The 13,625-nt window shown below is 70.9% G+C and carries 15 protein-coding genes; 12 read left to right on the plus strand and 3 right to left on the minus strand.

Features of this window, described 5'->3' with window-relative positions:
• The 7 genes from WBA97_RS00480 to WBA97_RS00510 all read left to right on the plus strand — a co-directional run.
• Positions 1 to 553 (plus strand): CHAT domain-containing protein (locus WBA97_RS00480; RefSeq protein WP_424228603.1); only part of this gene is annotated, 553 nt, incomplete at its 5' end.
• Between the two features lie 64 nt (positions 554 to 617).
• Entirely contained in the window at positions 618 to 1,220 is a 603-nt protein-coding gene (locus WBA97_RS00485) for a DUF4178 domain-containing protein (RefSeq protein WP_424228604.1), read from the plus strand.
• Positions 1,217 to 1,702, plus strand: coding sequence for a DUF2617 family protein (locus tag WBA97_RS00490; protein WP_424228605.1), 486 nt, complete (start codon positions 1,217 to 1,219; stop codon positions 1,700 to 1,702). Before WBA97_RS00485 ends, WBA97_RS00490 begins: the two co-directional genes overlap by 4 nt.
• Positions 1,699 to 2,115, plus strand: coding sequence for a DUF4247 domain-containing protein (locus WBA97_RS00495; RefSeq protein WP_424228606.1), 417 nt, complete (start codon positions 1,699 to 1,701; stop codon positions 2,113 to 2,115). The genes WBA97_RS00490 and WBA97_RS00495 overlap by 4 nt, the downstream gene beginning before the upstream one ends.
• Positions 2,112 to 3,035 (plus strand): hypothetical protein, encoded by a 924-nt coding sequence (locus WBA97_RS00500; protein ID WP_424228607.1) that lies wholly within the window; start codon positions 2,112 to 2,114, stop codon positions 3,033 to 3,035. Before WBA97_RS00495 ends, WBA97_RS00500 begins: the two co-directional genes overlap by 4 nt.
• A 7-nt stretch (positions 3,036 to 3,042) precedes the next feature.
• The gene (locus WBA97_RS00505) at positions 3,043 to 3,468 is read left to right on the plus strand and encodes a DUF350 domain-containing protein (protein ID WP_424228608.1); all 426 of its coding nucleotides are present in this window, start codon (positions 3,043 to 3,045) and stop codon (positions 3,466 to 3,468) included.
• A gap of 164 nt (positions 3,469 to 3,632) precedes the next feature.
• Positions 3,633 to 5,183, plus strand: a complete 1,551-nt coding sequence (locus tag WBA97_RS00510; RefSeq protein WP_424228609.1) for a polyamine aminopropyltransferase — start codon at positions 3,633 to 3,635, stop codon at positions 5,181 to 5,183.
• A gap of 6 nt (positions 5,184 to 5,189) precedes the next feature.
• On the opposite strand, the gene WBA97_RS00515 is transcribed toward WBA97_RS00510, so the two are convergent.
• Complete coding sequence (locus WBA97_RS00515) at positions 5,190 to 6,080, minus strand: serine/threonine dehydratase (protein WP_424228610.1); 891 nt, start codon at positions 6,078 to 6,080, stop codon at positions 5,190 to 5,192.
• Between the two features lie 33 nt (positions 6,081 to 6,113).
• On the opposite strand from WBA97_RS00515, the gene WBA97_RS00520 reads away from it, so the two are divergent.
• Complete coding sequence (locus WBA97_RS00520; protein WP_424228611.1) at positions 6,114 to 7,391, plus strand: hypothetical protein; 1,278 nt, start codon at positions 6,114 to 6,116, stop codon at positions 7,389 to 7,391.
• Here WBA97_RS00520 and WBA97_RS00525 read toward each other — a convergent pair.
• Positions 7,386 to 8,330 (minus strand): chitinase, encoded by a 945-nt coding sequence (locus tag WBA97_RS00525; RefSeq protein WP_424228612.1) that lies wholly within the window; start codon positions 8,328 to 8,330, stop codon positions 7,386 to 7,388. The two genes, WBA97_RS00520 and WBA97_RS00525, sit on opposite strands and share 6 nt — an antisense overlap.
• 94 nt (positions 8,331 to 8,424) lie before the next feature.
• On the opposite strand from WBA97_RS00525, the gene WBA97_RS00530 reads away from it, so the two are divergent.
• The 4 genes from WBA97_RS00530 to WBA97_RS00545 all read left to right on the plus strand — a co-directional run bounded on the left by WBA97_RS00530 (position 8,425) and on the right by WBA97_RS00545 (position 12,839).
• Entirely contained in the window at positions 8,425 to 9,465 is a 1,041-nt protein-coding gene (locus WBA97_RS00530; RefSeq protein WP_424228613.1) for a methionine synthase, read from the plus strand.
• An 85-nt stretch (positions 9,466 to 9,550) separates the two neighbouring features.
• Positions 9,551 to 10,213 carry a hypothetical protein gene (locus WBA97_RS00535; RefSeq protein WP_424228614.1) on the plus strand — a complete coding sequence of 221 codons (663 nt, stop codon included), beginning with the start codon at positions 9,551 to 9,553 and terminating at the stop codon, positions 10,211 to 10,213.
• Between the two features lie 9 nt (positions 10,214 to 10,222).
• The gene (ligA, locus tag WBA97_RS00540) at positions 10,223 to 12,349 is read left to right on the plus strand and encodes an NAD-dependent DNA ligase LigA (protein ID WP_424228615.1); all 2,127 of its coding nucleotides are present in this window, start codon (positions 10,223 to 10,225) and stop codon (positions 12,347 to 12,349) included.
• The gene (locus tag WBA97_RS00545; protein WP_424228616.1) at positions 12,342 to 12,839 is read left to right on the plus strand and encodes a GNAT family N-acetyltransferase; all 498 of its coding nucleotides are present in this window, start codon (positions 12,342 to 12,344) and stop codon (positions 12,837 to 12,839) included. Before ligA ends, WBA97_RS00545 begins: the two co-directional genes overlap by 8 nt.
• 170 nt (positions 12,840 to 13,009) lie before the next feature.
• On the opposite strand, the gene WBA97_RS00550 is transcribed toward WBA97_RS00545, so the two are convergent.
• Positions 13,010 to 13,423 (minus strand): class I SAM-dependent methyltransferase, encoded by a 414-nt coding sequence (locus WBA97_RS00550; protein WP_424228617.1) that lies wholly within the window; start codon positions 13,421 to 13,423, stop codon positions 13,010 to 13,012.
• Between the last annotated feature and the right edge of the window lie 202 nt (positions 13,424 to 13,625).

Here is a 13,625-nt window from a genome sequence, read left to right on the forward strand (position 1 = left end):
GACCGCGCCGGGGTCGCGGGGCGGCCGGGTCGTGCTGGCGCGCGGGCCTCGGTTGCGGGACGCGGTCGCGGAGCAGAGCCGTCTCGCCGACACCTACCCGGACGCCGTGCTGCTCGGTGACGACACGGCACGGGTGTCGGCCGTGCTGTCCGCTATGGACGGTGCGTCGGTCGCGCACCTCGCCGCGCACGGCGAGCACGAGCCCGCCAACGCCATGTTCTCCCGGCTGGAGCTGGCCGACGGGCCGCTGTTCGCGCACGAGCTGGCGCGCCTTTCGGACCCGCCGCGCCACGTCGTGCTGGCCGCGTGCGAGCTGGCGCTGCACCACATCAGGCCAGGCGACGAGGCGCTCGGGTTCGCGGGTGGCCTGCTCGCGAGCGGGGTCCGCACGGTCGTCGCGGCCACCAGCAGGGTCGGCGACGCGTCCTCGGCTGAGATGATGGTCACCTACCACGCCAGCGTCGCCGATGGGGTCGCACCGGCCTCGGCACTCGCCGCCGCCGTGGCGCAGGACCCGTTGCGCCGCCCCTTCGTCTGCCTTGGTGCGAGCTGAACCGTGTCCGGATCTTTGCTGATCCGGCCATGACGGTCCGATTCCTCCTACTATGCTCGCGGCCATGGAGCTCTTGCTGGTCCTGATCCTGGTTGCCGTCGTGGCCGTCGGCGTGGTGCTCTACCTCCGCTCCCGGCAGAACCGGAAGCCGGTGGACGAGCGGCCGGGCAAGCCGGTCGACCCGCTCGCCGACCACGAGGGTGTCACCGACATCCGCACGGTCCGCGCGGGCGACATGATCGACTACGGCGACCAGCTGTACTTCGTGCGTGGTTCGCTGCGGCTGACCGAGGGTGGCTACACCTGGTCGGAGCACTTCCTCGACGACGCGCGCGGTGCCCGCGTGTGGGTGTCGGTCGAGGAGGACCCGGACCTGGAAGTGGTGCTGTGGCGGGAGACCGAGGAGGTCACCGAGCCCGGCGGCAAGACCATGGAGGTCGGCGGCGTCACCTACCGCAAGGAGGAGGACGGCACCGCGAAGTACACGTCCGAGGGCACCACGACCGTCGCGGAGCGCGGCTCCGTCGAGTACGTCGACTACGAGGGCCCGGACGGCAAGGCGCTGTCCTTCGAGCGTTTCGACGGCGGCAAGTGGGAGGCCGGGCTCGGCGAGTCCATCGCGCTGCCCGCGTTGCGCGTGTATCCGGCCGGCAGTGATCGCACGTGAGGAAGACGATCGACACGCGGTTCGCCGACTCGCGAGCCGCGGACCTGAGCCTCGCCTACGGGCTGCGACCGTTACCGGCCCTGGGCACCCACACGGTGACGCTGGGCGGTCTGTCCGTGGAACTACGCATCCTCGGTGCCTCGCACCAGGTCGTGCTCGGCGACTGGTCGGAAACCGTGGCGTGCCTTCCGGACCGGCCCGGCGCGCTGCCCGCGCGTGAGGAGCAGGTCGTCGGCGACTACGTCGTGCGCTTCGCGGCCCGCTGCGACCGCCCTGCCGACTTCGGCGCCGAGGTGTCCAGGGTGATCGCCGCCTGCGAGGCGGACCAGAACGCGTTCGTCGCGGAGTTCCCCGGTTCGCCGCTCGCGGTGACCGCGTTGTCGGCGGCCGTCGTCGACAACGGTGTGGCATGGCAGACCTGGCACGCCTATCCACAGGCTGGCGAGCTGGTGTACACGAAGAGCGTGGTGAGCCCCCGATGAGTTTTCGCACGAAGATGATCGTCGCGGGTGCGATCGGTGGTGTCGGCCTGATCGTGCTGCTGTTCGCGATCTTCGGTGGCGGCGGCATCCGGTCGTATCTTGACGACAACTACCGCCGCCAGTCCGCGAACGGCGACTCGGTCGTCTACACGTCGAGCGCGAAGCCGAAGGCGGTGTACGAACAGATCCGCGCCGCCCGCAAGCCCGCGGACACGCGACTCGACCCGTCCGGCTACTACCTGCGGTACTCCGACGACATCGTCGCGGTCACCGCCAGCGGCACGGGTTCCCGGATCTACGTCGACGACGAGCGCCGCGGCTACGCGCACTGGCTGCCGTACGTCGGCGGGGTGTGGGGCACCGGCGGCTCCGGTGAGAACTTCCGTGGCGGCGGACCGGGAGGCGGCAAGTGAGAATGCTGGTCCCGGCCGGACTTTCGGCGCTGCTGCTGCTCGCGGCGCCGTCGACGGCATCAGCGGACGTGATCTTCGACCCCGCCGACGCCGACGACCTGGCGGCCACCCTCGCGGAGGCGACCGCGGCCCAGGATGTCTGCTACGGCTGGCACGTGAAGGTGAGCGACCCGATCTCGGGCCCGGCCGAAAGCGTCGGGTCCGACCTCGGCGCCGGGAAACCGGTGGACACGGTGTCCTGCTCGAAGTACGTGATCCTTGACGTGTCCATCACCTACACGAGCGAGTCGTCGGAGTCGGAGGACTCCGCGTCCTACGGGGTTTCCAGCTCGTCCGGCGGCCCCAGCACGTCCGATCTGGACGATCTCGGTCTCGACTGGGACGGCCTCACCGGCGAGGACCCGGACGTCGTGATCGGCAACGCCGTCGCCGCGCTGCCGTTGCTGGCCGCGGACAAGGGCATGGGCGAGCCCATCGAGGCGGCGCCCGCGACGGGCGACGCGCCCGCCGACGCGTCGCTGACCGACGACCCGGGCTCGGACTTCTGGCGCAACAGCGGCGGCCTGATCCTGTGGGCCGTCGGCCTGCTGCTCGCGGCCGGGGTGTTCGCGTGGTGGGTGCTGCGCAACCGCCCGCCGAAGCCAGCGTCCTACGAGGTCCCGGACACCGTGCCCGACGACCTCGCGCCGCCGAGGTACGAACCGCCGACCGCACCGATCGCCGTGCGACGACCGGTACCGGATCCACCCACGGAACCGGTACGGGTCGCGGAGCCGGAGGCGGACTCGGTCGCGGAGCCGGAGACGGCCGAGAAGCTCGACGAGCCGCCGGAGCTGGACCCGCCCGTAGAGCCAACCAGGGACCGCCCTGATCCGTCCGAAGAGGACGTCGCACCAACTGACCAGAAGAACAAGGAGTAACCCCGACATGGTTTCCGACGTCTTTGGTGAAGTCGGCATCGCCGCAACCTACGGCCTGGTCGGTCTGGTGCTGATGGCCCTCGGCTTCGTGCTGGTCGACGTGCTGACCCCTGGCAACCTGCGCGAGCAGGTCTGGGTGCAGCGCAACCGGAACGCGGCCATCCTGCTGTCCACCAACCTGCTTGGTGTCGGCATCATCGTGGCCACCGCGATCGCCGCCAGCCAGGGCAACTGGGCGGAAGGTCTGCTGTCGACCGCCGCGTACGGCATTCTCGGCCTGGTCCTCATGGGTGTCTCGTTCGTCGTGCTCGACGCGGTCACGCCAGGGAACCTGGGCCAGATGATGGTCCACGAGGAGCCGCACCCCGCGGTGTACGTCAGCGGCGCGTCGCACCTCGCGGTCTCGGCGATCGTCGCCGTCGCGATCTTCTAGTGTCCCGAACCGGAAATGCGGTGCGTGAGTCGGTGGATCCAGGTTTCTGCCGGCAAGGCGCCGATCCTCCCTCGTACCGGGTTGTACTTGGGTGGATCGGCAACGCCGCTGTCAGGAAGCTGGGCCGCCGAATCACGTGCCAGATTTCCGGTTCGGGGCACTAGGTGATCACGGACACCGAGACCAGGACCCGCGCGGCACGCGCGGGGCTGCTGTTCGCCACGTTCGTCTGCGCGGCGTGCGGGCTCGTCTACGAGCTGGCACTGGTCGCGCAGGGTTCCTACCTGCTCGGCGACTCGATCACCCAGGCGTCCGTGGTCCTCGCGACCATGGTGTTCGCCATGGGTATCGGGTCGCTCGCCGCGAAACCGTTGCAGAGCAGGCCGTTGCTGAGCTTCGCGGTCGTCGAGGCACTGCTCGCGCTGTTCGGCGGCCTGTCCGTTCTCGGCCTGCACGCCGCGTTCACGTGGCTCGACCTGTACTGGCCCGCGCTGATCGGCATCGCGCTGCTCGTCGGCGGGCTGATCGGCGCAGAGATCCCGCTGCTGATGACGCTGTTGCAGCGGATCCGTAAGCAGGACGCCGGTTCCGCGACCGCCGACCTGTTCGCCGCCGACTACATCGGTGCGCTGATCGGCGGGCTCGCGTTCCCGTTCCTGCTGCTGCCGCTCCTCGGGCAGACGAGAGGCGCGTTGCTCGTCGGCATGGTCAACGCGGTCGCGGGTGCCGCGGTGGCGATGTTCCTGTTCTCGGTGTCCGCACGGCGCAGGCTGGCGCTCGCCATCGGCACGGTCGGCGTGCTGGCGGTGCTGGGTTTCGCGTTCGCCCAGAGCGACGCGTTCCTCCGCTACGCCCGCGACGAGCTGTACGAGGACCCGGTCGTGTACTCGGAGACCACGCACTACCAGGACATCGTGCTGACCGAGTCGTCGCCGGTGGTGGCGGGCCCGAAGGACACCAGGCTGTTCCTCAACGGGGACCTGCAGTTCAGCTCGCTCGACGAGTACCGCTACCACGAGTCGCTGGTCCATCCCGTGCTCGCGGGCAAGCGGGACCGGGTGCTGGTCCTCGGCGGTGGCGACGGGCTCGCGCTGCGCGAGGTGCTGAAGTACCCGGATGTCCGGGAGGCGGTCGAGGTCGAGCTTGACCCGTCGGTGCTGCGGCTGGCCCGCGAGAACCCGACGATCGCCGGGCTGAACGGGAACTCGCTCGACGACCCCCGGGTGCGGGTGGTCACCGCCGACGCGTTCACGTGGCTGCGCGACGCCCGCGAACACTTCGACGCGGTGATCATCGACATGCCCGACCCCGACTCGACGGCCACCGCGAAGCTGTACTCGGAGGAGTTCTACTCACTCGCCAGGCAGCGGCTCGCCCCCGGCGGTCGCCTGGTCGTGCAGGCGGGCTCGCCGTACTTCGCCCCGAGGACCTACGACTGCATCAACGCGACCGTGCGGGCAGGCGGCCTGGCCACCACCCCGTACCACGTGAACGTCCCGACCTTCGGCGACTGGGGTTTCGTCCTTGCCCAGGCGGGCGATGCGCCACCACTGCGCCTGGACCCACCCGAGCCGCTGCACTTCCTCGACGACGCGAACCTGGCCGCCGCCGCCATCTTCCCGGTGGACCGCCGCCCGGCCGGCACCGAGTCCCCGTCCACACTGGACGACCCGAAGGTCCTGCGCCTGGCCACTTCCGAGTGGCAGCAGTACTGACTAGTCCTAGTCCACCGGGGTCCAGTCCGTGTTGGCTCCACACAGGACCAGGCAGGCCAGTTCGCCTGGCACCGTGCCTGCCAGCCATGCCGCGAACGGCACCGCGCCCGCGGGTTCCACGGCCAGCCGGAACTCCTCCCACAGCCGGTCCCGTGCGGCGAGGATCTCCCGGTCCGACACCAGCACCGACGTCACCGACCGCAGGATCGCGAATGGCACGGCGCCGACGCGCGTCGCGCCGAGTGCTGACTTGGCGATGCCGCCGACCGGGGAGTCGACCGGTCGACCTGCCTCGAGTGCGTCGTGCAGTGCCTGGCAGCCCTCGGGTTCCGCCGCGAGTACGTGCCTGCCGCCGGCACCCAGCACGGTGCCCGCCGCCAGCCCGCCGCCGCCGACGGCCACCACCAGGGTGTCCACGTCGGGTGCTGCCGCCACGGCCTCCGCCGCGCACGTGCCCTGACCGGCGATCACCAGTGGGTGGTCGTAGGCGGGCACGTACAGCGCGTCAGGCACGGCCATCGCCGCCGACGCCGCCTCCGCGTAGGTGGCGCCGTTGCGGATCAGCTTGGCGCCCGTCGCCTCGATCCGGCGGGCCTTCGCGAGCGGTACCGACTCCGGCGTGTAGACGGTCGCGGGCAGATCGAGTAGGGCAGCGGCGGTCGCGACCGCCAGCCCGTGGTTGCCACCCGACGCCGTCACCACCCGCTCTGGTCGTGGGTCGGCGCCGAGCAACGCGTTCAGCGCGCCCCGCACCTTGAACGACCCGGTCCGCTGCAGGTGCTCCAGCTTCAGCACCACCGGCCGCCCGTCGACCTCCGCGCGCAGGACCGGGGTGCGGCGGACGTAGGGCGCGATGCGACTCGCGGCGGCGGCCACGTCGGGCAGGTCTGACAGCATGAACCCCACCGTAATCGAGTGAGAGGTGGCAGCGTGCTGACGGTCGTGGCGTTCGGGCTCGCCTGGTGGCTGGGCCTGTACCTAATCGCACGCGACCCCAGGAAGGCCACGTTACAACGCGCTGGCCTCGGCCTTCTCGTCTACGGGCTCGCGCTCGCCGCGGACCAGCCGTTCCTCGACGAGCGCGTCCACACCGTCCTGCTGTGCCTCCCGGCCGTGCTGTGGACGGGGGTGCTGGTGTCGTTGCTGCCCGACCCCGCCGAGACCGAGCGGCAGTGGCTTCGCATCGTGGCTCCCGCGTCACTGGTGGTCGCGGCGGCGAGCGTGTTCTTCGCGCCGCTCGCGGGGCTCGTGGTGGTGCCGCTGTTCTGGGCCCTCGCCCTGCTGCTGCGCCGCCGCGCCCGGCTGGGCACGGGCCTCGGCGTGCTCGTGGCGGCGTTGCTGCTGTTCGGCCTCGGCTCGGGGCTCGTCCTGCTCGGCTTCCTCGACGACCTGCCGGGGACGTTGCTCCTCGCCGGGATCGGCCTCGATCTCCTGCTGCTCGGCGGCTGCGTCGCGATGCTCGACGCGTTCGACGAGGGCGAGGCGATCCGCCGCGACATGGTGTGGTCGCTGGTCATCGCGGGCGGTGTCGCGATCCTGTTCGGCAGCCAGGTCGCGCTCGCCGCGCTGCTCGTCGACCGGTCGCTCGACCTGCTGCTGTACGGCGTGGTCGCGGCCGCGATCACCGTGCAGGTGCTGGCCAGGCCGATCAACGCCCTCGCCGACCGGTTCGCCTTCCGCGACGCGCCCGACCTGCGTCAGGAACGCACCGCGCTCCGCGAGGTCGCCGCCGCACTGCCACGCCGCGCGCCCGCCCCGCTGTTCGGGGTGGACGACGACGAGTTCGCCCGGCTGACCCGCCGCGCGTTGTCGCACTACGCCGACCTCGGCAAGCTCGCGTCCAGCCCGCTCGCCGCGCTGCCGGTGATCACCGACCGGCTCGCCGAGCGCGGCATCCCGGACGCGCCACTTGCCCGCGCGACCGAGCTGAAGTCGGTGCTGCTGGCGACGATCACCCGTCTCAAACCGGCGGACGGCGACTCCGGCACGTCCGACGAGTGGCGGCACTACAACGCCCTCTACTTCTACTACGTGGCAGGCGTCCGTCCCTACAGCGTGCGCACGAAGGTCACCGAGCTGGACCCCTCGGCTCGCCGCGCGCTCGCCTGGTTCGTCGACCAGGTGCCGGAACGGACCCTCCACAACTGGCAGGCGGCCGCCGCGAAGATCGTCGCGGCCGAGCTGCGCGCACCGGTTGCACCGTCATGACCCTGCGCGCATGATCGTGGTGAACTCGTAGTCGGACTGGGCGATGCTCGAGCAGGTGGGGGAGACCCCGCCGCCAGGGCACGACCCGTTGTCGCGTCCGGCCGACCAGAACGCGAGCAGCCCGATCTGGTTGGCGTTCGCCCAGTCCACGAGCTGCCGCGCGTCGGACTGGTCGAAGATCCTCCCGTTGAAGTTGCGGCCGATCATCGGCGTGACGCCAAGGTGCCGCTTGAGGTCGGCGTCCGACATGGACGGCCAGATCGTCCGCATCTGACCCAGCGTCGACTCGGCGGCGGCGATCACCGCGTCACCCCAGTCCGGCCTGCTGGAACCGAACTCCATCGTCATCGGGTTCACCAGCACGTCGACCCCGTGCGCCGCCGCCGACCGCAGCACCTGCACGGAGTACGGGTCCATCCCGTAGTCGTCGCCGAGCACGCGCATGGTGTAGCTGATCGACGTGCCCCGCTCGTCCTGGAGCTGCTTGAGCGCCTGGTTGACCGTGTCCTGCGGGATGGTGGCCTCGACGTCGACGTCGAGGTGGGTCGCGCCGGTCGCGTCGAGGATCTTCCGGTACGCGCCGGCGAGGGCGTCGGCGCTGCCGCACGTGTACTCGAGGTACGGGCCCGCGGCGCCGCCGGTCGCGACGATCACGTCGCCACCCATGGCCTTCAGCGCCTGGATGTCCCCGATGACGCGTGGGTCGTCGAGCGGGATCGTGCCGCCCCACGACGGGTTGCAGCCGGTCGAGTCGGCGAGCACGAACGCGAGCGTGAACACCTTCTGCCCGGTCGCGTTCGCCACGTCCACGAGGGACGGCGATGGCATCGTGATGTCGATGTAGGGCGCGGCCGTCGGTCCGGCCACCGCCGCCTGTGCTGGTAGGGCAAGAAGTCCGGCGGCGAGCGCCGCCACGGCAGTAGTGATCACCTTGCGCATGTCCCCGACACACACCTCTCACGTCGCTGGAAGTAGGCGTTGACTCACGTTAAGTGGTTCAGACCACTAGGTCAATAGGTCTAGACCATGAGGGATGAGTCAGACTGTGCGCGTGACGTTCCCCGAAGGCACCGCCACCGCGGTCGGCTCCATGCCGGGCACCGACCCCGGCGAGGCGGCGGCCGTCGTGGTCGGCGAGCTGCCCGGTCTGCCCAACCTGCCGGAGCTGCCGAATCGCGGCCTCGGCGCCGACCTGATCGGCAGGACCGCCGCGCTCCTGGTCGACCTCGCGGTCGAGGTGGTGCCATCGGCGTACCGGGTGTCGGCCCGGCCCGGCGGCGATCACCGCACGGCCGTCGACCACCTGCGCCGCGACCTCGACGCGTTCGAGGAGGCGGCCGAGCACGCGAAGCCGAAGCTGGTGAAGGTGCAGTTCGCCGGCCCGTGGACGCTGTGCTCGGAGATCGAGCTGCCGCGCGGGCACCGCGTCATGACCGACGAAGGCGCGCTGCGCGACTTCCGCGAGTCCCTCGCCGAGGGCGTCACCCGGCACGTCGCGGAGGTCCGCAGGCGCACGGGTGCCGACGTGGTCGTGCAGTTCGACGAGCCCTCGCTCCCCGCGGTGCTGGCTGGTGCGCTGCCGTCCCCGTCCGGGCTGAGCATGGTCCCCTCGGTGGCCGCCCCGGAGGCCCGCGAGGTCCTGGCGAGCCTGTTCGACGCGGCACGGAAGGCGACGGACCAGCCGGTGGTCGTCCACTGCTGCGCCCCACGCCCGCCGGTGGCCCTGTTCCGTGAGGCGGGCGCCGACGCGATCTCCCTGGACGCCACGCTGCTGGACGGCATGCCCTCGGTCTTCGCCGACCAGCTGGGCGAGGCATGGGACGACGGCTGCGTGTTCTTCCTTGGCCTGGTCCCGAGCACCGACCCTGCCCGCCCGCCGACCCTGCACGACGTGGCCCGTCCGGCCCTGGAACTGGTGGACCGCCTGGGTTTCCCACGCGGCCTGCTCGCGGAACGCGCCGTCCCGACCCCGACGTGCGGCCTGGCGGGCGCGACCGCGAAATGGGCCCGCCGGGCACTGGAACTCACCCGCGACCTCGGCAAGGGTTTCGTGGAACCACCCGAGTCCTGGTAGGTCAGCGCCGCGGCGCCAGCGGCACGTACGCTGACGACGAGGGCAAGGAACGGCTGCTGTCGATCGTGTTGGACGGGATCAGAGCGTGAAGTGGTTCAGGCGCAAGGAAGAGCCGCGTCAGGAACCCGATCGGCCGACCCCGGAGATGCTCGCGGAACGCTTCTGGTGCGGCTGGTACGAGGCGCTGCCCGAGGTGGCCGCCGCGCTCGGTGACCGTGAGCCGCAGCGGGTCGAGAACCAGCTGTGCGACCTCGTCGCCGAACTGCACCCCGACCTGCACTTCTCCCTCGAACGCGGCCAGCGTGCGATCTACGCGCTCGTGCTGAGCGGGCAGGAAGACCCGAGACTGCGTCCCTACACCGACGCGTGGCGTGCGGCCGCCCCAGCCCCCGACGCGATCTGGGAGTACCACGACTCCGTCCCGCCCGTCCCCGACCCGACCGAGGTCACGGTCAACCTCGGCGCCCACCGCATCCCGCTCGCCGACGTCCGCGTCGTCGCGCAGGTCGACGGGGACGTGGTCGACGTGGCCGTCTACCACCCGGAGATGGCCGCGCTCGAACCCGCGGCCCGCGACGCCATGACCTACCTGCCGCTCGACGCGGCGCTGGGGGAGCGGCTCGCGGCGAGGAGGCTGCGGCGCGTGGAGACCGCGACGACGGAGCCGGCGGACACGATCGGGCTCCTCGAACTCAGGACCCTCGTGCGGGACCTCGACGGGCCCGAAAATGTCGGTGCTGCCGACTAGTCTGCCCTCGTGACCAGTGCAGACGAGAGTGTGAAGGCCGAAGGCGTCGAGGACGTGCCGACCGAGGTGCGGGAGCGCCACGGGGCGCTTTCCGAGGAGATCAACGGGCACCGCTTCCGCTACTACGTGCTCGACTCGCCGACCGTCTCCGACGGCGAGTTCGACGTGTTGTGGCACGAGCTGCTCGCCATCGAGGAGGCCCACCCGGGCCTGGTCACGCCGGACTCGCCGAGTCAGCAGGTCGGCGGCACGTTCTCCACGGAGTTCAGGGCCGTCGACCACCTGGAGCGCATGCTCAGCCTCGACAACACCTTCGACGCCGACGAGCTGGGCGCGTGGGTGGACCGGGTCGAGAAGGAGCTGGGGCCGACCTCGTACCTGTGCGAGCTGAAGATCGACGGGCTCGCCATGAACCTCCTGTACGAGAACGGGCGGCTCGTCCGGGGCCTCACCAGGGGCGATGGCCGCACGGGCGAGGACGTCACGCTCAACGTCCGCACCATCGAGGACGTGCCGACCCAGCTGACCGGCACCGACGAGTTCCCGGTGCCCAGGCTCGTGGAGGTCCGCGGCGAGGTCTACTTCCGCGTCGAGGACTTCACGGAGCTGAACGCCAAGCTCGTCGAGGCGGGCAAGCCCGCGTTCGCCAACCCGCGCAACACGGCAGCGGGCTCGTTGCGGCAGAAGGACCCGAAGGTCACGGCGAGCCGCAGGCTGAAGCTGATCTGCCACGGCCTCGGCAAGCGCGATGGCTTCGAGCCGGAGCGCCAGTCGCGGGCGTACGAGGCGCTCAGGGCGTGGGGCCTGCCCGTCTCGGCACACACCAAGGTGATCTCCGACCGGGATGAGCTGTTCAAGCACATCGAGTACTGGGGCACGCACCGCCACGACGTCGAGCACGAGATCGACGGCATCGTGATCAAGGTCGACGACGTCGCCAAGCAGCGCAGGCTCGGCAGCACGTCGCGGGCGCCGCGCTGGGCGATCGCCTACAAGTACCCGCCGGAGGAAGCGACGACGACGCTGCTGAACATCGAGGTCAACGTCGGCCGCACCGGCCGCGTCACGCCGTTCGCGGTGATGGCGCCGGTGAAGGTCGCCGGGTCGACGGTCTCGATGGCAACGCTGCACAACGCGAGCGAGGTCAGGCGCAAGGGCGTCCTGATCGGGGACCGCGTGGTGATCCGCAAGGCGGGTGACGTGATCCCCGAGGTGCTCGGGCCGGTCATGGACGCCCGGCCGAAGGACGCCCGCGAGTGGACGATGCCGACGACGTGCCCGTCCTGCGGCACGACGCTGGCGTACGAGAAGGAGGGCGACGCCGACATCCGCTGCCCCAACGCCCGGTACTGCCCTGGGCAGCGCAAGGAACGCCTCAGCTACGTCGCGGGCCGCTCGGCGCTCGACATCGAGGTCCTGGGCTACGAGGCGGCGGCCGCCCTGGTCGACTCGGGGGTGCTGGCCGACGAGGGCGACCTGTTCGACCTCGACGAGGAGAAGCTCCTGGCGGTCGAGCTGTTCCGCACCAAGGCGGGCGCGTTGTCGGCCAACGGCCAGAAGCTGTTGCAGAACCTGGACACCGTCAAGGAGCGTCCACTGTGGCGGGTACTGGTGGCGCTGTCGATCCGGCACGTCGGCCCGACGGCCGCGCGCGCACTGGCGCTGGAGTTCGGTTCCCTGCCACGCATCATGGACGCGTCGGAGGAGGAGCTTGCCGAGGCGGAAGGCGTTGGCCCGACAATCGTGACCGCGTTGCGGGAGTGGTTCGCCACCGACTGGCGCCGCGAGCTCGTCGAGAAGTGGCAGCGTGCCGGCGTGCGGATGGAGGAGGAACGCGACGAGTCCATCGTGCGCAACCTCGAGGGCATGTCGATCGTGGTGACGGGCAGCCTGCAGACCTACTCCCGCGACGAGGCCAAGGAGTCGATCATGGCCCGCGGCGGCAAGGCGTCCGGCTCGGTGTCGAAGAAGACCGCGTTCGTGGTGGTCGGCGACGCGCCGGGCACCAAGTACGACAAGGCAGTGCAGCTCAAGGTCCCGGTGCTGGACGAGGACGGTTTCCGGGTGCTGCTCGAACAGGGCCCGGACGCGGCACGGGAGGTCGCGCAGGTGGGCGAAGAGGAGTCCGATGAGTGAGATCACGATCCGGGAGGCCCGTGAGGACGAGCTGGCGGCGGTCGGCGAGCTGACGATCGACGCCTACCGCGCGGACGACTTCGTCGCTGAGGTCACCGGCCCGTACGCGTTGAAGCTCGCGGACGCCCGCCCCCGCGCGGAGGAGGCGGAGCTGCTGGTGGCGGTGGACGACACGGGCGCCGTGCTGGGCACGGTCACCATCGCGCCGCCGGGCTCGTCGTGGGCACAGGTGTCGGCACCGGACGAGCTGGAGTTCCGGATGCTGGCGGTGTCGCCCTCGGCCAGGGGACGGGGAGTGGGCGAGGCCCTGACCCGGCGCGTGATCGGGCGTGCCGAGGAGCTGGGGCTGCGTGCGGTGACGTTGAGCAGCTCACGGGAGATGGTTGTGGCACACCGGTTGTACGAGCGACTGGGGTTCCGCCGCACCCCGGCGGCCGACTGGAGCCCGGTGCCGGGCACGAACCTGATCACCTACCGTCTCGACCTGTAGTTCCCAGGGCGGCGATCGACCGGTTCAGCGCGTCGCGTTGAACCGGAAGGACCGGCCACCCGCTTCGGTGGCCGCGTCCTGAAAACCGGTGCGCCGCAACCGATCCGGCATCGTCCCGGGATCCACCGGGACCATGGTGTCCCCGATGTGCAACAGCCGGAACCGCAGGCTCAGCACACTGTCCGACCCCGCGAACACCCCACCCGGCGCAACACCCGCGCCGCCTCCGCGAACAACCGGTCCTGGTGCTCCGGTGACGGCACGTGGTGCAGCATCGTGAAGCACACGACCGCGTCGAAGGTCTCGTCCTCGAACGGGAGCGCGGCCCCGTCACCCTCCCGCACGTCCACCGCCGGGAACTGGTCCCGCAGGTCGGCGGCGAGCGCGGGATCCACCTCGACCGCGGTCATCCGCCCGCCGTGCCCGGCGAGCCAGCGCGTGGTGACCCCGTAGCCGGGCCCCAGCTCCAGGACGTTGCCGGTCAGGGGCACGTCGCGCATCGCCCAGGGGAGCACCCGTGAGCGCATGCGGGTGGCCCATCCGTCCGACTGGCACAGACGGCGGTGTACCGCGTTCATCGCCATGCCCTCGACGTTAGTGCCCCGTCAAGGCGAAGAGGGCACGTTTCTCCGCGGCCCAGGCGGCCGCTGGCGGCGGTTCGGGAAAGCCCAAGTACAACCCGGTACGAGCGGCTTTCCCGCGCCTTGCCAGCGACCACCTGGACCACGGATAAACGACCCCCTTCACCTTGACGGGGCACTAGTATGACGGGTGTCATGATCCGGG

It is taken from the genome of Actinophytocola sp. (assembly GCF_049647105.1).
In the GTDB taxonomy this organism is placed as follows: Bacteria; Actinomycetota; Actinomycetes; order Mycobacteriales; family Pseudonocardiaceae; genus Actinophytocola.